General features: G+C 75.5%; 16 protein-coding genes. 12 read left to right on the forward strand and 4 right to left on the reverse strand.

The annotated features are described in order from the left end of the window. The first annotated feature begins 112 nt into the window (after window positions 1-112). Window positions 113-1,042 (forward strand): NADP-dependent oxidoreductase, encoded by a 930-nt coding sequence (locus AC07AL_RS19560; RefSeq protein ID WP_478317834.1) that lies wholly within the window; start codon window positions 113-115, stop codon window positions 1,040-1,042. A gap of 104 nt (window positions 1,043-1,146) precedes the next feature. Further along, on the forward strand, window positions 1,147-1,935 hold the full coding sequence (locus AC07AL_RS19565) for an SDR family NAD(P)-dependent oxidoreductase (protein ID WP_363579585.1): 789 nt from the start codon (window positions 1,147-1,149) through the stop codon (window positions 1,933-1,935). Window positions 1,936-2,006: 71 nt separating this feature from the next. Here AC07AL_RS19565 and AC07AL_RS19570 read toward each other — a convergent pair whose 3' ends face one another. From AC07AL_RS19570 to AC07AL_RS19580, 3 genes are all read right to left on the reverse strand, one after another. After that, window positions 2,007-3,188, reverse strand: a complete 1,182-nt coding sequence (locus tag AC07AL_RS19570; protein ID WP_363627604.1) for a PP2C family protein-serine/threonine phosphatase — start codon at window positions 3,186-3,188, stop codon at window positions 2,007-2,009. Window positions 3,189-3,282: 94 nt separating this feature from the next. Continuing rightward, the gene (locus AC07AL_RS19575; RefSeq protein ID WP_063349838.1) at window positions 3,283-3,705 is read right to left on the reverse strand and encodes a MarR family winged helix-turn-helix transcriptional regulator; all 423 of its coding nucleotides are present in this window, start codon (window positions 3,703-3,705) and stop codon (window positions 3,283-3,285) included. A gap of 31 nt (window positions 3,706-3,736) precedes the next feature. Beyond that, window positions 3,737-4,969, reverse strand: coding sequence for a M48 family metalloprotease (locus AC07AL_RS19580; RefSeq protein ID WP_363627603.1), 1,233 nt, complete (start codon window positions 4,967-4,969; stop codon window positions 3,737-3,739). A gap of 282 nt (window positions 4,970-5,251) precedes the next feature. Between AC07AL_RS19580 and AC07AL_RS19585 the strand changes: the two genes are divergently transcribed. From AC07AL_RS19585 to AC07AL_RS19615, 7 genes are all read left to right on the forward strand, one after another. After that, window positions 5,252-6,445 (forward strand): CapA family protein, encoded by a 1,194-nt coding sequence (locus AC07AL_RS19585; RefSeq protein WP_363627602.1) that lies wholly within the window; start codon window positions 5,252-5,254, stop codon window positions 6,443-6,445. Window positions 6,446-6,730: 285 nt separating this feature from the next. Beyond that, window positions 6,731-7,516 (forward strand): 2,3-dihydro-2,3-dihydroxybenzoate dehydrogenase, encoded by a 786-nt coding sequence (locus AC07AL_RS19590; RefSeq protein ID WP_363627601.1) that lies wholly within the window; start codon window positions 6,731-6,733, stop codon window positions 7,514-7,516. 276 nt (window positions 7,517-7,792) lie between these two features. Continuing rightward, window positions 7,793-8,944, forward strand: a complete 1,152-nt coding sequence (gene dhbC / locus AC07AL_RS19595; protein WP_363627641.1) for an isochorismate synthase DhbC — start codon at window positions 7,793-7,795, stop codon at window positions 8,942-8,944. A 41-nt stretch (window positions 8,945-8,985) separates the two neighbouring features. After that, window positions 8,986-10,656 (forward strand): (2,3-dihydroxybenzoyl)adenylate synthase, encoded by a 1,671-nt coding sequence (locus tag AC07AL_RS19600; RefSeq protein WP_363627640.1) that lies wholly within the window; start codon window positions 8,986-8,988, stop codon window positions 10,654-10,656. A gap of 13 nt (window positions 10,657-10,669) precedes the next feature. Beyond that, complete coding sequence (locus AC07AL_RS19605; protein WP_363579580.1) at window positions 10,670-11,311, forward strand: isochorismatase family protein; 642 nt, start codon at window positions 10,670-10,672, stop codon at window positions 11,309-11,311. Window positions 11,312-11,316: 5 nt separating this feature from the next. Continuing rightward, window positions 11,317-11,541 carry a phosphopantetheine-binding protein gene (locus AC07AL_RS19610; RefSeq protein ID WP_063349844.1) on the forward strand — a complete coding sequence of 75 codons (225 nt, stop codon included), beginning with the start codon at window positions 11,317-11,319 and terminating at the stop codon, window positions 11,539-11,541. Then, window positions 11,541-12,302, forward strand: a complete 762-nt coding sequence (locus tag AC07AL_RS19615) for an AMP-binding protein (RefSeq protein ID WP_400804685.1) — start codon at window positions 11,541-11,543, stop codon at window positions 12,300-12,302. Before AC07AL_RS19610 ends, AC07AL_RS19615 begins: the two co-directional genes overlap by 1 nt. Before the next feature lie 138 nt (window positions 12,303-12,440). On the opposite strand, the gene AC07AL_RS19620 is transcribed toward AC07AL_RS19615, so the two are convergent. After that, window positions 12,441-13,565 carry an amidohydrolase gene (locus tag AC07AL_RS19620; protein ID WP_478317835.1) on the reverse strand — a complete coding sequence of 375 codons (1,125 nt, stop codon included), beginning with the start codon at window positions 13,563-13,565 and terminating at the stop codon, window positions 12,441-12,443. A gap of 124 nt (window positions 13,566-13,689) precedes the next feature. On the opposite strand from AC07AL_RS19620, the gene AC07AL_RS19625 reads away from it, so the two are divergent. The 3 genes from AC07AL_RS19625 to AC07AL_RS19635 are packed head-to-tail and all read left to right on the forward strand — an operon-like array spanning window position 13,690 to window position 22,581. Further along, window positions 13,690-21,006 (forward strand): amino acid adenylation domain-containing protein, encoded by a 7,317-nt coding sequence (locus tag AC07AL_RS19625; RefSeq protein ID WP_478317836.1) that lies wholly within the window; start codon window positions 13,690-13,692, stop codon window positions 21,004-21,006. Next, window positions 20,999-21,184, forward strand: coding sequence for an MbtH family protein (locus AC07AL_RS19630; RefSeq protein WP_400804692.1), 186 nt, complete (start codon window positions 20,999-21,001; stop codon window positions 21,182-21,184). Before AC07AL_RS19625 ends, AC07AL_RS19630 begins: the two co-directional genes overlap by 8 nt. Then, window positions 21,181-22,581: a DHA2 family efflux MFS transporter permease subunit gene (locus AC07AL_RS19635; RefSeq protein WP_400804695.1), complete on the forward strand. Its 1,401-nt coding sequence runs from the start codon at window positions 21,181-21,183 to the stop codon at window positions 22,579-22,581. Before AC07AL_RS19630 ends, AC07AL_RS19635 begins: the two co-directional genes overlap by 4 nt. Window positions 22,582-22,591 lie beyond the last annotated feature (10 nt).

Below are 22,591 nucleotides of genomic sequence, written 5' to 3' on the forward strand. Positions count from 1 at the left end.
CTGGCCGTTCGGACAGGTGGAACCATCCGAAAGGCGGGCCTGGCGACCACCCCGGACGATCCAGGATGGAGCCGTCGGAAGAAACAACTCACCGAACCCGCAAGGACATTCCATGACCAAGGCGATCGCCTTCTCCGAGTACGGCGGCGTGGACGTGCTGCGCCCGACCGACGTCGAGCTGCCCGCCCCGGGCCCCGGCCAGGTGCGGGTCGCGGTCCGCACGGTGGGCGTCAACCCGCTGGACCACAAGGTGCGCAGCGGCTCGATGGTGGCGGCCTTCCCGGTCTCCTTCCCGCACGTCGGCGGCTACGAGCTGGCCGGTGCGGTGGAGGCCGTCGGCCCGGACGTGACCGCGTGGGCGCCCGGCGACGAGGTGTTCGGCGCCGTCATGGGCGGCGCGTACGCCGAACAGGCGCTCGTGGACGCCGACCTGCTGGCCCGCAAGCCCGCCGCGCTGAGCTGGGAGGAGGCCGCGGCGATCCCGGTGGCGGCCGAGACCGCCGAGCGGGTGCTCGGCGTCCTGGGCGTGCGGGCCGGCGAGACGCTGCTGGTGCACGGCGCGGCCGGCGGGGTCGGCACCCTGCTGCTGCAACTGGCCCGGGCACGCGGGATCACCGTGGTCGGCACCGCCGGCGAGGCCAACCACGACTACCTGCGCGAGCTGGGCGCGATCCCGGTGGCCTACGGCGACGGCCTGGCGGACCGGGTGCGGGCCGCTGCCCCGGGCGGGGTGGACCGGGCGCTGGACGCGGCGGGCAAGGGCGGGGTGCTGCCGCTCTCCATCGAGCTGACCGGCTCCGCGGACCGGGTGGTGACGATCGTCGACTTCGCCGGCTCCGCCGAGTACGGCGTCCGCTTCAGCGGCGGGGCGGAGGGCGTCGAGTCCTACCACCAGAGCGCCTACGCCGCCGTGCTGGCGCTGCACGAGGCGGGCACCCTGCGGCTGCCGCTGCACCAGGTGCTGCCGCTGGCGGAGGCGGCCGAGGCGCACCGGCTCAGCGAGCACGGGCACCTGCGCGGCAAGATCGTGCTCACGGTCTGAGCCATGGGTGCCGGGGTCGTCGACGACCGGCAGTCGGCCCGGTGCACTGGTCAACTGGTCGATGCACCGGGCTTCCTGACGTGGAATCGGTAGAGTCCGGTGGCATGGTGACTGAGAACGCATCAGGGGTGTCGGCGGGCCGCCTGGCCGGGCGGTCCTGCGTGGTGACGGGCGCGGCCAACGGCATCGGCCGGGCCGTCGCCGAACGCTTCGTGCGCGAGGGCGCGTCGGTGGTCGGCACCGACATCGACGTCGAGGGCCTGCGCCGGCTGGCCGACCGGTTCCCGCACGCCGTCAGCACGGTGGTCGGCGACGTGGCCAGCGACGAGGACGCCCGCCGGATGGTCGACGCCGCCGTCGAACGGCACGGCCGCCTCGACGTCCTGGTGGCCAACGCCGGGGTGATCCCGCTCATGGAGGTCACCGAGGCCACCGCCGAGGAGTGGGACCAGGTCATGGCCGTCGACGGCCGCGGCATGTTCCTCACCTGCAAGTACGGCATCCAGGCGATGGCCGCCCAGGAACGGCCGGGTGGGGCGATCGTCTGCGTCTCCTCCATCTCCGGCGAGGCCGGCCAGCGCGGCCAGGCGGTCTACGGGCCCGCCAAGTTCGTCGCCTCCGGCCTCACCCGGCACCTCGCCGTCGAATGGGCCGACCGCGGCATCCGGATCAACGCCGTCGCCCCCGGCACCATCGCCACCGACCGCGTCGCCCGCCTGTACGACGAACCCGGCGGGACGGAGTACCTCGCCGCGATCGAGAAGCGCCACCCGATGGGCCGCCTCGGGGCCCCGGCGGAGGTCGCGGCGGCCGTCCTGTTCCTCGCCTCCGACGACGCCTCCTTCATCACCGGCGCGGTGCTGCCCGTCGACGGCGGCTACCTCGCGCAGTAGCCGTCAGCCCCCGGTGTTCGCGACAGGGGAGCCAGGGGAGAGAGCCGGGCGAGCCGGGGGAGCCGGGGGAGCTAGGGAAGCCGGGGGAGCCGCTCGACGATGACCATCGCCGCGTCGTCGTCCAGCCGGCCGCCGACGTGGGCGAGCAGGTCGCGGCGCAGGTGGTGGAGCAGGGCGGTCGGGCGTTCGTCCTGCCAGGCGGTGACGCGGTCGGTGAGCGGGTAGAAGCGCCGGTCGGCGTCTCGGGCCTCGATCACGCCGTCGGTGTAGATCAGCAGCCGGTCGCCGGGGTGGAACGGGAAGGTCTCCACCTCGTACCGGACCGGGGCGAGCTCGCCCAGGCCCAGCGGCGGCGCCGGGTGGCGGGCGGCCAGCGTGGTGATGCCGTCGGGGCGCAGCAGCAGCGGGGGCGGGTGGCCGCAGTCGATCAGCCGGACCGCCGTGCCGTCGTCGGGGATGTCGAGCAGGACGGCGGTGATGAAGGACTCGCCGCTGTCCTCCGGCGGGGCCGCCTCGTCCGGGTCCTCGCCGCTCAGGCGGCGTCGGCGGGCCTGTTCGCCGAGCTGGGCGAGGTCCCAGCAGACGCTGCCGTCCAGGTAGGCGGCGAGCCCGGGCAGGTCGGCGTGCAGGTGGGCGGCGGCGCGGAAGGCGCCGAGCAGCAGGGCCGCGTCGCCGAGCGAGGACAGGCCCTTGCCGCGGACGTCACCGACCAGCAGCCGGGTGCCGGTGGCGGTGCGGGCGGCCGCGTACAGGTCGCCGCCGACCTGTGCCTCGGCCTCGGCGGCGAGGTAGACGGAGGCCAGGTGCAGCGGCCCGATCCGGTCCGGCAGCGGGCGCAGCAGGACCCGCTGGGCGGCCTCGGACACTGAGCGGACCTGGGCCAGCTCGCGTTCGTACCGTTCGCGCAGCGCCCGCAGTCCGATGATCAGGGCGGAGACGACGACCTGCGCGCCCAGCTGGGTCTCGATGTTGGCGCTGGTGAGGCCGTCCCGGGTGATGCCGATGACGGTGAGCGCGGCGAGGGCCAGCAGGGCGACGCCGGCGGTGGCCCGGGCGCCGGCGTAGGAGGCGGTGAGCGCGGGGGCGACGATCAGCAGCGGGCCGAGGTGGATCTGCGCGGGGGAGAGGATGTCGACGACGGTGATCACGACGATCAGCGCGAGCGACAGCGCCGTCAGCGCGCGGCGGTCGGGCCGCCGGGGGCGGCGGCGGTCGCGGGGCTGCGGGTCACGGGGACGCTGCCGGAGTGGCACCTTTCCTCTGTACACCGTCGGGGCGGTGGGGCGCACCCCGGGCGCTCCTCGGGTACACCCCGGAGGCCCCCGGGCGCACCCCGTACAGGGGGTCTCAGCCCTCTTCGCCGTAGCGGGCCAGGTAGGCGGCGAAGCGGGCGACGTCCTCGTCGGACCAGTCGGTGAAGCGGGCGGTGAAGGCCAGGCGGCGCTGCTCGTTGGCGTCCTGCAGCAGGGCGAGCCCGGCCTCGGTGGCGCGCAGGATCTGGCCGCGCTGGTCGTCCGGGTCGGCCTCGCGCCGCAGCAGGCCGAGCTTCTCCAGGGCGGTGACCTGGCGGCTGACGGTCGACTTGTCGAGCATGAAGTGGGCGGCCACGTCGGCGGCCCGACAGCCGCCGCGCTCGGTGATCAGGTCGAGGATGCTGTAGGTGACCAGGGAGAGGTCGGGGTGCAGCTGGGAGGCCTTGTGCCGGGCGCGCCGGGCGAAGGCGGTCAGCTCGCGCTGGATGGCGTCGATGGACGACTGGCGGCCGGGCACGGGCGTTCCTACCTCCTCGATATTTGTTGCACTATACAACGGATTCCCCCGGGTTCGCGCGCCGCTCCGGGCCTCCCTGTCCCTGAGTGGCCTGCCAGGCGCGGGCGGCGGCAATCCGGCGGGTCGCACTCGGGTGAGTGGCGAACAGTAGCTCAAGCGCCCTCGGCGGGTCGACATCGGAGACGTTCGCCAAGGCCAGTCTGCGTTGCATTGCGACGAACTGCTCGGCGTCCGACGTCAGTTCGAGCGCATGCCGGTCCGCCCTGGCCTCGATCCGGCGGCTCACTGCGCACTGGGCCGGCCCCGACAGCGCCCCCAGCAGCGCCGCGCACGCCGCCAGCAGCGGCAGCGCCCGCGGATCGGCCGCATCCGCCGCCCCCGCCGCCGACAGCAGAGGTCGCCAGGAGCCCAGCACCCCCAGCACGGCCACCGCCGCGGCCGCGCCCACCGCGCCCAGCAAGGTGCCGAACGGCACGTCCCGGTGCTTCACGTGGCCCAGCTCGTGCGCCACCACCAGTTCCACCTCGCGCGGCGTGGCCGTCGACAGCAGCGTGTCGTACGCGACGATCCGGCGGGTCGCGCCCAGCCCCGACACGTACGCGTTGAGCGCGGTGGTCCGCCGCGAGGCGTCCGCCACCAGGACGTCCCGCACCCGTACGCCGTCCCGCTCGGCCAGCGCCAGCAGGGCGCTGCGCAGCGGGCCCGGCGGCATCGGGGTGAAGCGGTTGAACACCGGCTCGATCAGCAGCGGGTGCAGGAAGGACAGCGCCGCCGTCAGCACCGCCGCCGCGCCCGCCGCCGGCAGCCACCAGTGCCGCGGCGACCAGGCGGTCAGCGCGAACAGCCCGAGCGCGAGCGGAAGGACCAGCACGAGGGCCAGCCCCAGGCCGCGCAGCGCGTCCACCGTCCAGCCGACCCAGCCCTGCGTCACCAGCCCGTACCGGGCCCGGACCACCCGCAGTCGGGCGCCGAACGGCAGCTGCAACGCCTGGCCGAGCACCACCAGGGCCGCCGCGCCCGCCAGCACCCCGGCCGTCCGGGAGCCGCCGAACCAGCCGCCGACGGCCGAGACCAGGCCGGCCCCGGCCGGGGTCAGGCCGAGCAGCAGGGTGAGCGCCAGGCCCGCCAGCCGACCGCCCAGTGCCCAGGGGAGCTGGGCGCGGCGCAGCGCGCGGCCACGGGCGCGCTCGGCGGGGGTGAAGTCGGCTGGTGGGCGGCCGGTGGGGGCGGGGCCGGCGGAGGCGGTGGTATCGGTGTCGTCCATGGGGTGGGTGCGGCTCCGGGCTCTGGCGGACGGGGGCGGTTCAGCATCTCCTACCGCGCCGGGGCGGCGCTCAGTCCTCGGCGCCCGGTGCTCCAGTCTTTGGTGTCCGGCCGTGGGTGTCCGGCCGTGGGTGTTCGTCGGCTCGTGTCCGGCCGTGGGTGTTCGGGGGTGGGTGTCCGGCCCGCCGGTGTTGTGCTCGGAATGTTGCGGAACCGAGGCGGATGGGTGCGGAACCCGTGCCGTAGGCTGACCGCTTCTGGATCGACCCGGGGGGAACCACTCATGCGCCGTGCCGCGGCCGCCGTCGCGCTGTTCGTCGGCCTGACCGCCGTCGCCGCCTGCGGGCCCGACGACCCCGCCCCGGCGCCGGCCGCCGCGCCCGGCTCGACCGCGGCCTCCTCGGGTGGGGCGGCGGGCGCGTCCACCAGCCCGGGTGCGACGCCGTCCGGAACCGCCGCCGGGAAGAACGCCGCGCCCCGGCCCGACGGCAGCATCACCGTCGCGTTCGCCGGAGACGTCCACTTCGAGGGCCGCACCGAGGCCCGGCTCGCCGTCCAGCCGCCGGAGCAGGCCCTCGGCCCGCTCTCCCGGACGCTCGCCGACGCCGACCTGTCCGTCCTCAACCTGGAGACGGCGATCACCGGGCGCGGCGCCCCCGAGCCGAAGACCTACACCTTTCGCACCTCGCCCAAGGCGCTCTCGGCGCTCAAGGACTCCGGCGTCGACGTCGTCTCCATGGCCAACAACCACGCCGTCGACTTCGGCGCCGACGGCCTCACCGACACCCTCGCCGCCAAGGACTCCTCGCCGATCCCGGTCGTCGGCGTCGGCCGCAACGCCAAGGAGGCGTACGCCCCGTACGTCACCACCGTGCGCGGTGTGAAGGTCGCCGTCGTCGCCGCCAGCCAGGTCGAGGACCTGACCAACCAGAAGTGGCGGGCCGGTGCCAACAAGCCGGGAATCGCCTCCGCGCTGGACGTCCCCGCGCTGGTCAAGGCGGTCGAGGCGGCCAAGCAGCAGGCGCCCGTCGTCCTCGTCTACCTGCACTGGGGCGACGAGGGCAAGGCCTGCCCCACCGGCCCGCAGACCGCCATCGCCAAGAAGCTCGCCACCGCCGGCGCCACCGCCGTGGTCGGCACCCACGCCCACACCATGGTCGGCTCGGGCATGCTCGGCAACACGTACATCGGCTACGGCTTCGGCAACTTCCTCTGGTACGGCACCTCCAACTACGCCTTCTCCAACGAGACCGGCGTCACCACCCTCACCCTCACCCGCGACGGCAAGGTCACCGGCGAGGCCTTCGCCCCGGCGACCATCGACGACAAGGGCGTCCCCGTCCCGGCCACCGGCGCCACCGCCGAGGCGGCCCGCAAGCGCCGCGACGCCCTCCGGGGCTGCACCGGCCTCGCCCCGGCCCCGGCGGCTCCGTCGGCTCCGGCTCCGTCGGCTCCGGCGACGGGCGCGACGGGCTGAGTCGCCTCCGGGGGCCCGTGGCCCTCTCGTGGGCGACCGGTAGCCGTCCTCAGCTCTCGGTCGCCGTCGGGCAGTTCACCGCCCTCCAGTCGCCGCGGCACCGCGGCCGTGGGGGTTCGATCCATGCTCTCGGCGAGACGAAACGTCTCGTACCGGTGTGCCCGGAAATGGCGGAGATCGGACCGGAGTCGAGAGGGTGGCGGTGAGTTGACGACTGCACAGGGCATCGGCGCAGCCGAACATATGTGTTAGGTTAGGCTTACCTAATATTGCTGGTCGGAGGGGATGTCCGTGCAAAAGTCCGAATTCGCCGGTGCCGTCGCGATGGTCACCGGGGCCGGGCAGGGCATCGGTGCGGCCGTGGCCCGGGCGCTCGTCGCCGAGGGTGCCGTCGTCGCCGCGGTGGACCGCAACCCCGGCCCGCTCGCCGCCCTCGCGGCGGAGTCGCCCGCCGTGCACCCGTACGTCCTGGACGTCGCCGACGGCCGGGCGGTGGACGACACGGTCGACCTGATCGAGCGCCAACTCGGGCCGATCGCCGCGCTGGTGAACGTCGCCGGGATCCTGCGCACCGCACCCGTCGTCGAACTCACCGACCAGGACTGGGCGGAGACCTTCGCGGTCAACACCACCGGCGTCTTCCACACCGGCCGCGCGGTCGGCCGCCGGATGGCCGACCGCGGTCGCGGCGCCGTGGTCACTGTCGGCTCCAACGCCGCCGGGGTGCCGCGCGCCGGCATGGCCGCGTACGCGGCGTCCAAGGCGGCGGCCACCATGTTCACCCGCTGCCTCGGGCTGGAACTCGCCCGCTCCGGCGTGCGGTGCAACATCGTCTCGCCCGGCTCGACCGACACCGGGATGCAGCGCGCGCTCTGGGGCGAGGACGCCGAGGCCGCCGAACGGCGGGTCATCGACGGCGACTTGGGCGCCTGGCGGGTCGGCATCCCGCTCGGGCGGATCGCCGCACCCGCCGACATCGCCGAGGCGGTGGTCTTCCTGGCCTCCGACCGGGCCCGGCACATCACCATGCACGACCTCTACGTCGACGGCGGCGCGACCCTGCGCGCCTGAGCGCCCTCGCCGTCCCCACGCCTTCCTCGCAGCTTCCCTCCGCTCCCCTCCGCGCCCCGGGCAACCCCCGGGCGTCGGCCATGCCCTGACTTCCTTCCCCGACCTTCCACCCCGACGTCCAGACCGTCCAGACCGTCCCAGACTGGAGACTTCACGGTGACCACGGTGCACCACGCCCCCGCCGGGGGTGTCGTCGAGCACGCCGCTCCCGTCCCCGCTGCCCCGGCCCCCGCCGGGTCCGCCGACCCTTCCGCCCCGGCCCCCGACCACGCCGTCATCGGCGCGGCCAGCGGCCTGCTCGGCCAGTACCGGGCCGCGGCCGACGAGGCGTTCTTCGCCTCGCCGACCCGCACCCTGCTCACCGCCGGGGTGCACGCCCGGGTCCCGCAGGACGGGCGCCCGCTGCCCGTCCGGGTCGCCGCGACGCTGGCCGAGGCCCGTCGTGCCGGGGTCGAACGGCCGCTGGTGGTCGGCGCAGTGGCGTTCGACCACGACAGCCGGGTCGAACTCGCCGTCCCCGAGAGAGTCCGCAGAGCCGGGGCGCTGCGCGACGACCCGCTGATCGCGCTGCCCGCGCCGCCGGCCGAGGTGGTCGACTGGCAGGTGCGTCCGATCCCCGAGCCGGCCGCGTACGGCGCGGGCGTCGCGGCGGCCGTCGAGCGGTTGCGCGGCGGCGAGTTGAGCAAGGTCGTGCTGGCCCGCACGCTGGAGCTGAGCGCCGACCGCCCGCTGGACCTGCCCGCGATCCTCCAGCGGCTCGGCCGCCGTGACCCGGGCGGCTACACCTTCGCCGTCCCCGCCGGCGGCGGGCGGACGCTGATCGGGGCCAGCCCCGAACTCCTGCTCTCCCGGCGCGGAACGGCCGTCCTGGCCAACCCGCTGGCCGGTTCGGTGCCGCGCAGCGCCGACCTCGGCGAGGACGTCCGGCGCGCCGCCGCGCTGCTGGAATCGCCCAAGGACCTGCACGAGCACGCCGTCGTGGTGGACGCGATCCGCGCCGCGCTGGCGCCGTACTGCCGCACCCTGGACGTGCCGGCGCGGCCGACCCTGGTGCGCACCGCCGCGATGTGGCACCTGGCCACCACCATCACCGGCGAACTGGCCGATCCGGCGGTCTCCGCCCTGGAGTTGGCCACCGCCCTGCACCCGACCCCGGCGGTCTGCGGCGCGCCGACGGCCGTCGCCCGGCGGGTGATCGGCGAGGTCGAGCCCTTCGACCGGGGCCTGTACACCGGCATGGTCGGCTGGGGTGACGCGGACGGCGACGGCGAGTGGGTGGTCACCATCCGCTGCGCGGAGGCGGACGAGCGGACCCTGCGGGTGTACGCGGGTGCGGGCGTCGTCGACCGGTCCCGGCCCGAGGACGAACTCGCCGAGACCAGTGCCAAGTTCCGCACCTTCCTGGACGCCGCGGGGGTGTCGCAGTGACGGCGACGGAGAGCTTTCTGACGCAGAACCAGTCCGCCGTTGTGGGCCGGACCTCCGTTCAGGAGTCCGCCTTCACCCCGTACCCCGCCGAGTTCGCCGAGCGCTACCGGGCCGCCGGGTACTGGCGCGGCGAGACCTTCGGGCGAATGCTGCGTGAGCGCGCCGCCGCGCACGGCGAGCGGATCGCGATCGTCGACCCGGCGGGGGAGGGGCGGCGCTGGACGTACGCCGAACTCGACCGCCGCGCCGACCGGATGGCCGCCGGGCTGCTCGCCCGGGGGATCGGGCGCGGCGACCGCGTGGTGGTCCAACTGCCCAACGTGGCCGAGTTCTTCGAGGTGGTCTTCGCGCTGTTCCGGATCGGCGCGCTGCCGGTCTTCGCGCTGCCCGCCCACCGCGCCACCGAGATCGGCTACTTCTGCTCCTTCACCGGGGCGGCCGGCTACGTCGTCGCGGCCGTCGACAACGGCTTCGACTACCGCGAACTGGCCTCCCGGGTCAAGGCGGAGAGCCCGGCGCTGCGGCTGGTCCTGGTGGCCGGGGACGACCCGGGCGAGCACCTCCGGTTGGCGGACGTGCCCTGCGACGGGCCCGGGCCGGTCGAGGAGCCGGAGCCCGGGAGCGTCGCCTTCCTCCAGCTCTCCGGCGGCAGCACCGGCGTGCCCAAGCTGATCCCGCGCACCCACGACGACTACATCTACTCGCTGCGCGGCTCGGTCGAGCTGTGCGCGCTCGACGAGGACAGCGTCTACCTGTGTGCGCTGCCCGCCGCCCACAACTTCCCGCTCAGCTCGCCCGGTTCGCTCGGCACGCTGTACGCGGGCGGCCGGGTGGTGCTGTGCCCGCGGCCCAACCCGGAGACGGCCTTCCCGCTGATCGAGCGCGAGGGCGTGACCATCACCGGGCTGGTGCCGCCGCTGGCCCTGCTCTGGCTGGACGCCGCCGAGCGCGACGCGGGCGGCCCCGGCGCGGGGGACCTGGACAGCCTGGAGGTGCTGCTGGTCGGCGGTGCCAAGTTCAGCGCCGAGGCTGCCCGGAGGGTGGGCCCGGTGCTCGGCTGCACGCTTCAGCAGGTGTTCGGGATGGCGGAGGGACTGGTCAACTACACCCGCCTGGACGACCCGGAGGAGCTGATCACCACCACCCAGGGCCGGCCGATCTCCCCCGACGACGAGGTCCGGGTGGTCGACGACCAGGACCAGGACCTGCCCGACGGCGCCACCGGCCACCTGCTCACCCGCGGCCCGTACACCATCCGCGGCTACTGGAACGCGCCCGAGCACAACGCCAACTCCTTCACGGCCGAGGGCTTCTACCGCACCGGCGACCTCGTCCGCCGCACCCCGACCGGCCACCTGGTGGTCGAGGGCCGGGCCAAGGACCAGATCAACCGGGGCGGCGAGAAGGTCGCCGCCGAGGAGATCGAGAACCACCTGCTCGCCCACCCCGCCGTGCACGACGCGGCGGTGGTGTCGATGCCCGACCCCTACCTCGGCGAACGCACCTGCGCCTACGTCGTCCTGCGTACCGAGCATCGCGAACAGCCGCCGAAGAGCATCGAGTTGAAGCGCTTCGTACGGCAGCGCGGACTGGCCGAGTACAAGGTGCCGGACCGGGTCGAGTTCGTCGACGCCTTCCCCGCCACCGGGATCGGCAAGGTCAGCAAGAAGGACCTGCGCGCCGCCATCGCGGCCGCACTCCCTACTCACTGAAGGAAAGACCACCGTGGGCCTGCCCCGCATACCCTCCTATCCCCTGCCCGCCGCCACCGAACTGCCCGCCAACCGGGTCGAGTGGACGGTCGACCCGGACCGCGCCGTGCTGCTGGTGCACGACCTGCAGAACCACTTCCTGGACGCCTTCGACGCCGCCGCCGCGCCGGTGCCCGAACTCCTCGGGAACGTCGGCCGGTTGGCCGGGGCGGCGCGCGCCCACGGCATACCGGTGCTCTACTCGGCCCAGCCCGGCGGGCAGAGCCCGGCCGAACGCGGCCTCCAGCAGGACTTCTGGGGCCCGGGCATCCCGGACGACCCTCGCGCGACGGCGATCGCCGACGCCGTCGCCCCCGCACCGGGCGACACGCTGCTCACCAAGTGGAAGTACAGCGCCTTCGTACGCACCGATCTGGACCGGCTGCTGCGCGAACAGGGCCGGGACCAGCTGGTGATCACCGGCGTGTACGCGCACATCGGGGTACAGGCCACCGCCTGCGACGCCTGGATGCGCGACCTGCCGGCCTTCGTGGTGGCCGACGCGGTCGCCGACTTCGGCCCGGACGAGCACCGCGCGGCGCTGTCCTGGGTGGCCGGCCGCTGCGGGCAGGTCACCACCACCGACGCCGTCCTCGCGATGCTGGAAGGGAAGTGACGGGCATGGCCTTCACCGTGGAGCGGATCCGGGCCGAGGTCGCCGACCTGCTCGGCGAGGACCCGGCGGACGTCCCGCTGGACGAGAACCTGGCCGACTGGGGCCTGGACTCGGTCCGGCTGATGGCGCTCGCCGAGCGCTGGCGGGCCGAGGGCGCCGAGGTGGCGTTCGTGCAACTGGCCGAGCGCCCGGCTGTCGAGGCCTGGGCCGCACTGCTCGGCGCGGCCTGATGGAGACGGTGCTGCTGGAGGCCGCCGGGCCGCAGGCGCCCCCGCGCACGGACCGGGCGGCGAAGTACCCGCCGACCACCGTCGTGGGGCCGGTCGAGGCGCAGGCCGCCCGGACCCCGGACGCCCCCGCCGTGCTGCTCGCGGGCGGCGCGGTCGTCACGTACCGGGACCTGAACGCCGCGGCCAACCGGCTGGCGCGCGCCCTGGCCGCGCGCGGCGCCCGGCCGGGGGCGGTGGTCGGCCTGGCGCCGGCCCGCCACCCGGCGCAGCTGCTGACCGCGCTGCTCGCGGTGGCCAAGTCCGGCGCGGCGTACCTGCCGCTGGACCCGGCGGACGCACCCGGGCGCCGGGAGCGGCTGCTCGCGGAGACCGCGCCGGTCTGCGTGCTGGGGGAGGGGGTGCCGGAGGCGCTGGCCGGGCTGGACGTGGACGACGAGCTGGCCACCGACCCGCCCCGGGCGCTCACGCCGCAGCACCTGCTCTGCGTCGGGTACGGCCCTGGCGGGCGACCGGACGCCGTCCGGCTCACCCACGCCGAGGCCGACCGCCGGGTGCGCGAGTTCCAGGCGGCCCACCCGCTCGGCCCGGGTGACCGGGTGCTGCAACTGGGCCTGCCGCTCTGGGAGTTCCTCTGGCCGCTGCGGACCGGCGCCGCCGTGGTGCTGGCCGACCCGCAGCGGCCGGGCGAGGTCGGGGAGCTGGTGAGGGAGCTGGGCGTCACGGCGGTGCGGGCGTCGTCGGCGGCGCTGCTGGGCGGCTGACGGGGGCGGGGCGAGGGCGGCGAACAGATGACAACGTTCAGCGAACAAATTTCAGATAACAGATGATGAAATCTGTTATCTGAAAGTTGTCATCTGTCAGTCGTCGATCGGCGGCCGTCGGTCGCCATGCGTCGGCTGTCAGGCGTTCGCCGCCAGGTCGGCCGCCGTCCAGGCCATGGCGACCGCGCCGTCCAGCACTGCCCGGTCGGCCTCCGCCCCCACCGCGGCCTCGGCGAACGCGGCCTCGTGCGGGGCGCAGGCACCGCCGGTGATGTCCAGCACCGGGTGGATGGCGGGCACGGCGTGGGAGACGTTCCCCATGTCGGTGCACGCGAACGGCCCGCTCTCGACCGGTTCCGGTCGGCCGAGCGCCGCCGCGTTGGCCCGCCAGAGGGCGAGCAGGGCGGGGTCGGAGCGCATGTCCAGGTAGTCCGGTTCGGGCCGGTCGAGCGTCACCTCGCAACCGGTGGCGAGCGCCCCGGCCCGGAAGCAGTACTCGACCCGGGCCCGCAACTGCGCGAGGTCCTCGGCCGCCGAGGCGCGGATCTCGTACTCCGCGCTCGCGCTGTCGGGGATCAGGTTGGGCGCGGTGCCGGCGGCCGTGGTGATGCCGTGCACCCGCCACTGCGGCGGCAGGTGCTGGCGCAGCAGCCCGAGGGCGACCTGGGCGACGGTGAGGGCGTCGGCGGCGTTGCGGCCCTGGTGCGGGTTGAGGCTCGGGTGGGCGGCGCGGCCGGTGTAGCGGACGGAGAGGGTGCCGAGCGCGAAGGAGCGGAAGTCGGCGACCTCGACCGGGCAGGGGTGCACCATCATCGCCGCGTCCACGCCGTCGAAGGCGCCCGCCTCCAGCAGTAGCGCCTTTCCGGCTCCGCGCTCTTCGGCCGGCGCGCCGATCACCCGTACGGTGAGCCCGAGTTGGTCGGCGTACGGGGCGAGGCCGAGTGCCGCGCCGAGGCCGGCGGCGGCGATCAGGTTGTGCCCGCAGGCGTGCCCGAGGCCGGGCAGCGCGTCGTACTCGCAGACGAGTGCGACGGTGACCGGCCCGTTGCCGAGGCTCGCGGTGAACGCGGTGTCCAGTCCGTGCGCGGGCGCGGTGACGGCGTAGCCGTGGGCGCGTAGGAGTTCGGCGCACCAGGCGGCCGCGCGGTGCTCCTCGAACGCGGTCTCGGGGTGGGCGTGGATGCGGTGGCTGAGCGCGAGCAGTTCCGCGCGGTGCGCGTGGACGTGTTCGCGGACGGCCTGTTTGGTCGCGGTCAGGGGCATGGGCGGCGCCTCCGTGATGTCAGGGCCCCCGCACTGGGGGGCCGTTGACTAGATCATATGAAGTTAGATTAGGCTAACCTAACTAGGCGTTTCGTTCGCCGGACCCCGAGGAGCACCCCGAACCATGCCTGCCGTCGAAACCCAGGCCGTCGATGTCCCGCTGCTCGCCGCCCAGGCCGCCATCTGGTACGCGCAGTCACTCGACCCCGACAGCCCGGTCTACAACACCGGCGACGCCGTCGAGATCACCGGCCCGCTCGACGAGGCCCGGTTCGAGGACGCGCTGCGGCAGGCGGTCGACGAGGCCGAGGCACTGAGCGCCGTCGTCGTCACCGGCCCGGACGGCACGCCCCGCCAGCAGCCGCGCCCCGGCCGCCGCTGGCCGCTGCACCACCTCGACCTGCGCGCCGCGCACGACCCGGCCGCCGAGGCCGAGGCCTGGATGCGCGCCGACCTCGCCCGCCCGGCCGACCTCGCCGAGGGCCCGCTGTTCACCCACGCGCTGATCCGCCTCGCCGAAGACCGGTACCAGTGGTACCGGCGGATCCACCATCTCGCCGTCGACGCCTACGCGTTGAACCTCCTCGGCGAGCGCCTCGCCGAGCTGTACACCGCGCACGCCACCGGCACCGAGCCCGCCGCACGCCCGTTCGCCACCCTCGCCGAGGTCGCCGCCGAGGAGGCCGCCTACCGGGACGGCGAGGAGTACCCGGCCGACCGCGCCTACTGGGCCGACCGCCTGGCCGGCGCCGACACCCCGGCGACCCTGCCGGGCAGCCCGGCGCCCGCACTGTCCGCAACCCCGGCCCAGGCCCCCCTGCGCCTCACCGCCGAGCTGCCCGCCGGCACCCGCGACCGGCTGGAGCGCGCCGGCGCCACCGCCCGCGCCACCTGGGCCGAACTGCTCCTCGCCGCCACCGCCGGCTACCTGCACCGCCTGGCCGGCACCGAGGACGTCGTGCTCGGCCTGCCGCTCGCCAACCGCCGCGGACCGGCCGCCCTGCGCACCCCCGTCGCCGCCGCCAACGTCCTCCCGCTGCGCCTGGCCGTCCGTCCCGCCGACAGCGCCGAGGCGCTGCTGCGCCGGGTGGTCCGCGAACTGCGCGCCGTCCGCCGCCACCAGCGCTACCCCCTGGAGGACCTGCGCCGCGACCTCGGGCTGACCGGCGAGCGGCGCGCCCTGTTCGGCCCGATGGTCAACATCAAGGCCTTCGAGGGCGATCTCGACCTGGCCGGCCTGCCCGGCGTCGTCCGCAACCTCGCCGCCGGGCCCGTCGACGACCTCGCCGTCGGCGTCTCGCCCGCCCCCGGCGGCGCGCTGCGCCTCGTCCTGGACGCCGACCCCGCCCGCCACGACACCGCCTCACTCGCCGCCCACCGCGACGGGCTGCTGCGCTACCTCGACGCCCTCGCCGACCTGCTGCTCACCGCCCCGCAGACGCCCATCGCCCGGATCGACCTGCTCGACCCGGACGGCCTGCGCCGCGCCACCGCCGGCCGCACGGAGCCGCCGCTCGACCGGACGCTGCCCGAGCTGTTCGCCGCGCAGGCCGCCCGCACCCCGGCCGCCGTCGCCGTCCGCAGCGGCAAAGTCGCCCTCACCTTCGCCGAGTTGGACGCCGCCGCCAACCGCCTCGGCCACCGCCTGAACGCCCTCGGCGTGCGCGCCGGTGCGCCGGTCGCGCTCGCCCTGCCGCGCGGCGTGGACACCCTGGTCGCGATGCTCGGCGTGCTCAAGGCCGGCGGCGCCTGCGTCTCCCTCGACCTCGCGCACCCCCGGCAGCGCCTGGCCGCCGTCCTGGACGACGCCCGCCCGGTCTGCGCGGTCGGCACCGCCGAGGCCCTCGCCCAACTGGACCTGCCGGCCGGCCTGCCCGCCGTGCTGCCCGGGGACGCGGACGCCGAGCCCGCCACCGCACCCCCGGCCCCCCGGCCCCACCACGCCGCCTACGTGCTGCACACCTCCGGTTCCACCGGCCGCCCCAAGGGCGTCGTCGTCACCCACGCCTCGCTGGCCAACCTGTACGCGGGCCACGGCGAGGACCACATCGCCCCGGCCGTGCGCCGCACCGGCCGCGAGCGCCTGCGTGTCGCGCACAGCGCCTCGTTCGCCTTCGACGCCTCCTGGGACCCGGTGCTGTGGATGGTCCACGGCCACGAGCTGCACCTGCTCGACGACGCCACCTACCGCGACCCGGCCGCCCTGGCCGGCCACCTGCACCGGGAACGCGTCGACTACCTCGACGTCACCCCCTCCTACCTCGAAGTCCTGCTCTCCGAGGGCATCCTGGACGAGGAGTGGCACCGCCCGGCGGTCATCGCGGTCGGCGGCGAGGCCACCCCGCCCGCCCTCTGGCAGCGCCTCACCGCCGCACCCGGCCTGCACCCGATCGACCTCTACGGCCCGACCGAGACCACGGTCGACGCCTACGCCTGGACGCCCGGCCCGGACGGCGCCCCGGTCGGCCGGGTGGTGCGCGGCTCCCGCGCCTACGTCCTCGACGGCTCGCTGCGCCCCGCGCCCGACGGCGTCGCCGGCGAACTGTACGTCGCCGGGGCCTGCCTGGCCCGCGGCTACCTCGGCCGCCCCGACCTCACCGCCGAACGCTTCCTCGCCGACCCGTTCGGCCCGCCCGGCGACCGGATGTACCGCACCGGCGACCTCGCCCGCCGCCGACCGGACGGCACCCTGGAATTCCTCGGCCGCGCCGACGACCAGGTGAAGATCCGCGGCTTCCGGATCGAGCCCGGCGAGATCGCCGCCGTCCTCGCCGAACTGCCGGGCGTCGCCCAGGCCGTGGTGATCGCCCGCTCCGGTCCGCAGGGCAAGCAGCTGCTCGGCTACGTCGTGCCCGAGGTGCTCTCCGAGGCGGCTCCCGAGGCAGCCTCCGAGGCGGTTTCCGAGGCGGTCTCCGAGTCCGAGGCCAAGCCGGAGGACACCGCCGAACCCGCCCCCGCCCCCCGCGTCGCCCTCGACCCGGCCGCGCTGCGGGCCGCCCTCGCCGCCCGGCTGCCCGGACACATGGTCCCGGCCGCCGTCCTGGTCCTCGACGAACTGCCGCGCACCGCCCACGACAAGCTCGACCACCGCGCCCTGCCCGAGCCGGCCGCCGCCGAGCCCGGCACGGCCCCGGCCACGCCGCAGGAGGAACTGGTCTGCGGGCTGTTCGCCGACGTCCTCGACCTGCCGCAGGCACCCGGGCGGGACACCTCCTTCTTCGACCTCGGCGGCCACTCGCTGCTGGCCGGCCGCCTCGCGGCCCGGCTGCGCGAGACCTTCGCCGCCGTCGTCGGGTTCGCCGACGTCTTCCGCCACCCGACCCCGGCCGCGCTCGCCGCCCTGCTCGACGCGCACCCCGGCGGCGAGCCCGAGACCCGCCCCGCGCTGGTGCCCGTGCCGCGCACCGACCGGATGCCGCTGTCACCCGCCCAGCGCGGCCTGTGGTTCCTGCACCGGCTCCAGGGCCCCAGCCCCACCTACAACATCCCGCTCGCCCTCACCCTCACCGGCCCGCTCGACCGGACCGCCCTCACCCTCGCCCTCGGCGACCTCGCCGCCCGGCACGAGGTGCTGCGCACGGTCTATGGCGAGGAACCGGACGGCACGCCGTACCAGCGGGTGCTGCCCGCCGAGCCCGTCGCACTGCACGACGGCACCGAGCTCGCCGAAGCCGTCCGGCACGCCTTCGACCTCACCGGCCGGCCGCCGCTGCGCGCCACCCTGTTCACCCACGGCCCGGCCGAACACACCCTGCTCCTGCTGCTCCACCACATCGCGAGCGACGGCGCCTCCACCACCCCGCTGGTCCGCGACCTGTCCGCCGCCTACACCGCCCGGCTGGCCGGCCGCGCACCGGAACTCCCGGCGCCCGCCGTGCAGTTCGCCGACCACGCGGCCTGGCAGCGGCAGCTGCTCGGCACCGCCGAGGCGCCCAGCCCGCTCGCCGCGCGGCAGTCGGAGTACTGGCGCACCGCCCTGGCCGGCCTGCCCGACCAGCTGGAACTGCCCACCGACCGACCGCGCCCCGCCGTCGCCGGCCACCACGGCGCCACCGTGCCCTTCACCCTCGACGCCGAGGCCCACGCCGCCCTCGCCGCGCTCGCCCGGGCGGCCGGCGGCACCGTCTTCATGGCCGTCCAGGCCGGACTCGCCGCCCTGCTCACCCGGCACGGCTGCGGCACCGACATCCCCGTCGGCACCCCGGTCGCCGGCCGCGACGACCCCGAAACCGCCGACCTGGTCGGCTACTTCGTCAACTCCGTGGTTCTGCGCACCGACACCTCGGGCGACCCGACCTTCCGCGAGCTGCTCGGCAAGGTCAGAGGCACCGTCCTCGCCGCCCACGAGCACGCCGACCTGCCCTTCGACCGCCTGGTCGAGGAGCTCAACCCGCCGCGCTCCCTCGCCCGCCACCCGCTGTTCCAGGTGATGCTCGCCTGGCAGAGCCGCCCCGACGAGCTCCACCCGCTGGGCGGCGGCCTCACCGCCCGGATCGCCGCCGTCCCCAGCGGCACCGCCAAGTTCGACCTCACCCTCAACGCGGGCGAGCTCCCCGACGGCGGCATCGGCGGCTTCCTGGAGTACCGCACCGACCTCTTCGACGCCGCCACCGTCGAAGGGCTCGCCACCCGCCTCGCCCGGCTGCTCGCCGCCGCCGCCACCGCCCCCGACACCGCGATCGGCCGGCTCCCGCTGATCGGCGAGGAGGAGCGGCTGCGCGCCCTCGTCGAGTGGAACGGCACCCCGTACACGTCGGCGCTGCACACGTCGGCGCTGCACACCTCGGCTCCGCACACGTCGGCCCCGGACGCCACCCTGGCCGGGCTGTTCGAGGCCGCCGCAGCCGCCAACCCGCGGGCCGTCGCCGTCAGTTGCGGTGACGAGCAGCTCGACTACGCCGAACTCGCCGCCCGCGCCGACCGCTTGGCCCGGCTGCTGGCCGCCAACGGCATCGGCCCCGGCACCATCGTCGCCCTCGCCCTGCCGCGCTCGCTCGAACTCGTCGTCGCCCTCCTCGCGGTGGCCAAGTCCGGCGCCGCCTACCTGCCGCTCGACCCCGACTACCCGGCCGACCGCCTCGCCTACATGCTGGCCGACGCCGCCCCCGCCGCCCTGCTCACCGACCGCGCCACCGCGCCCCGGCTGCCCGCCCACCAGGTGCCCCAACTGCTCGTCGACGGACCGGAGTCGGCCACCCACCCGGCCGCCCCGCTGGCCCAGCACGAGCGCACCCGCCCGCTGCGCGCCGAGGACACCGCCTACGTCATCTACACCTCCGGCTCCACCGGCCGCCCCAAGGGCGTCCCCGTCACCCACCACAACGTGGTCCGGCTGTTCAGCTCCACCGACCACTGGTTCGGCTTCGGCGCCGACGACGTCTGGACCCTCTTCCACTCCTACGCCTTCGACTTCTCCGTCTGGGAGCTGTGGGGGGCCCTGCTGCACGGCGGCCGCCTGGTCGTCGTCCCGCACCTGGTCAGCCGCGACCCGGCGGCCTTCCTCGACCTGCTCGCCCGCGAACGCGTCACCGTGCTCAACCAGACCCCGTCCGCCTTCTACCAGCTCAGCGCCGCCGACCGGGACCGCCCCGGATCCGAACTCGCCCTGCGCTACGTGGTGTTCGGCGGCGAGGCACTCGAACTGGCCCGGCTCGACGACTGGTACGCCCGCCACCCGGAGGACGCGCCCACCCTGGTCAACATGTACGGCATCACCGAGACCACCGTGCACGTCTCCTACATCGCCCTCGACCGGGCCACCGCCGCCGCCGGAAGCAGCAGCACCATCGGCGTCAACATCCCCGACCTGCGGGTCTACGTCCTGGACCAGCACCTCCAGCCCGTCCCGCCCGGCGTCACCGGCGAGATGTACGTCGCCGGGGCCGGCCTGGCCCGCGGCTACCTCGGCCGCCCCGACCTCACCGCCGGACGCTTCGTCGCCGACCCGTACGCCGAACTGTTCGGCGAACGCGGCACCCGGATGTACCGCTCCGGCGACCTCGCCCGCCGCCGCGCCGACGGCGTCCTGGAGTACTTCGGCCGCGCCGACCAGCAGGTGAAGCTGCGCGGCTTCCGGATCGAACTCGGTGAGATCGAGGCCGTGCTGGCCGCCCACCCGGGCGTCGCCGACGCCGCCGTGGTCGTCCGCGAGGACGCCCCGGGCGACAAGCGACTGGTCGGCTACGCGGTCACCACGGCGAGCCCCGAGGACCCGAGCGCCGTCGCCGCCCCCACCCCCGAGGACCTGCGCGCCCACGCCGCCGCCGGACTGCCCGCCCACATGGTGCCCTCCGCCGTCGTCCTGCTCGACCGGCTGCCGCTCACCGCCAACGGCAAGCTCGACCGCCGCGCCCTGCCCGCCCCCGACGCGCCCGCCACCGGCGCCGGACGCCCGCCGCGCACCCCGCGCGAACAGCAGCTGTGCGAACTCTTCGCCGAGGTGCTGGGCGTCGCGGCGGTCGGCGTCGACGACGACTTCTTCGCCCTCGGCGGCCACTCGCTGCTGGTCGTCCGCCTCGCCGGGCGGATCCGCGAACTGCTCGGCCTGGACGTCGGCATCGGCACCCTGTTCCAGTCGCCCACCGTCGCCGCCCTCGACACGGCCCTGGCGGCCGGCTCGCAGAGCGCCGACGCGCTGGACGTCCTGCTCCCGCTGCGGCCCGCCGCGCCCGGACGCCGTACCCCGCTGTTCGCCGTCCACCCCGCCGGCGGCCTCAGCTGGTGCTACACCGGCCTGATCCGCCACCTGCCCGCCGACCTGCCGATCTACGGCCTCCAGGCCCAGGGCGTCGGCGCGGCCACGGCGGCCCGGCCCCTGCCGCAGACCCTGGACGAGCTGGCCGCGCACTACGTCGACCGGCTGCGCGAGGTCCAGCCCGAGGGCCCGTACCGGCTGCTCGGCTGGTCCACCGGCGGGATCATCGCGCACGCCGTCGCCGTCCGGCTCCAGGACCTCGGCCACGCCGTCGAGTTGCTCGCGATCCTGGACGCCTACCCCGCCGAGGGCTTCCGCGACCTGCCCGTCCCCGACCAGGCCGAGGCGCTGGAGGCGCTGCTCACCATGGGTGGCTACGGCCCCGAGGACCTCGCCGGGCGGCCACTCGAACTCGCCGCCGTCACCGAGCTGCTGCGCCGCGAGGGCAGCCCGCTCGCCGGACTCGACGACGCCACCGTGGCCGCCCTCAACCGGATCTACCTCAACACCAACCACCTCGTCCGGGGCCACGACCACCGCCCCTTCGACGGCGACGTGCTGTTCTTCCGCGCCACCGTCGACACCATCGACGAGACCCTGGTGCCCGAACTCTGGACCCCGTACGTGTCCGGCCGCATCGACAACACCGACGTCGCCTGCTCGCACAAGGACATGACCCTGCCCGCCCCGATCGCGCACATCGCCCGCGTGATCACCGACCACCTGGAGAAGTCCTCCGATGAGTGACGCCCCCGCCAACCCCTTCGACGGCGACGGCGAGTTCCTCGCCCTCGTCAACGACCAGGGCCAGCACTCGCTCTGGCCGGCCTTCGCCGCCGTCCCGGCCGGCTGGAACGTCTCCCACGGCCCGTGCGAGCGCGCCGACGCCGCGCAGTGGATCACCGCCCACTGGACCGACCTGTGACCCCTCCGGCCGTCGAGGCCGCCCCGGCGCGCCCCCTGCTCGCGGGGCGCGCCGCGGTGGTCGTGGTCTACACCGCCGCGATGTGCATGAACGGCCTGGATTCGACCATCGTCAACCCCGCGCTGTTCACCATCGCCGAGGACTTCGGGCGGCCCGTCTCGGCCGCCAACGCCGTCGAGACGGCCTTCCTGGTCGGCCTCGCCGTCGGCCTGCCGGTGGCGGGCTGGCTCGGCGACCGGTTCGGCGTGAAACGGGTCTTCCTCGGCTCCCTGGCCGCGTTCACCCTCGCCTCCGCCCTGTGCGCCGCCGCGCCCGGCCTCGGCTCGCTCGCCGCCGCGCGGGCCGTCCAGGGCGTGGCCGGCGGGCTGCTCACCCCCGTCGGGATGACCCTGCTGTTCCGGGCCTTCGCCCCGCACGAGCGGGCCGGCCTGGGCCGGATCCTGATCGTCCCGACCGCCCTGATGCCCGCCCTCGGCCCGCCGCTCGGCGGCCTCCTGACCGAACACCTCTCCTGGCACTGGCTGTTCCTGGTCAACGTGCCGGTCGGGGTCGCGGCCGTCGTGACCGGGCTCATCGGCCTGCGCGCGGCGGACGAGCCCCCGGCCGGCCGCTTCGACACCACCGGCTTCCTGCTCGCCACCCCCGGCCTCGGACTGCTCACCTACGCGCTCGGCTTCGGCCCCGCGCACGGCTGGTCCTCGCCGGGAGTGGCGCTCAGCGGCGTGGCCGGTCTCCTCCTGCTCGTCATCGCCGTGCGCCACCAACTCCGCTCCGCCGAACCACTGGTGGACCTGCGGCAGCTCGCCGACCGCACCTTCGGCACCGCCACCTGGCTGGCCCTGCTCACCTCGGCCGGCCTGATGGGCGCCCTGTTCGTCCTCCCGCTGCTCTACCAGGCCGCCCTCGGGGCCTCGGCCCTCGACGCCGGGCTGAGCGTCTTCCCCGAGGCGATCGGCCTGATGGCCGCCTCCCAGGTGGTCGACCGCCTGCTGCCCCGGTTCGGCCCCCGCCGCCTCGCGCTGCCCGCGCTGCTGCTCGCCGCCCTCGTCCTGGCCGCCCTCGGCTTCGCCGAGAACCCCTGGGTCGTACGGGCGTTGATGTTCGCGGTCGGGCTCGTCCTGGGCACCGCCGTGCTCACCGTCCAGATCGCCGGCTTCGCCGACGTCCCCGGGCCCGCGATGGGCCGCGCCATGGGCCTGTTCACCATCGTCCGCACCCTCGGCGGCGCCCTCGGCATCGCCGCCACCGCCGCCCTCATCGGCGCCCTGGACACCGACGGCGGCTCACCCGGCCCCTACCGCCTCGCCCTTCTGCTCACCGCCGCCCTGGTCGCCGCCGGCACCCTCCTCACCACCCGCCTCCCCTGGGAGGCGCCGGCACCACCCCCCGCCGACTGAACAGCCACGC

The sequence above is a fragment of the Kitasatospora sp. NPDC043949 genome (assembly GCF_056435365.1).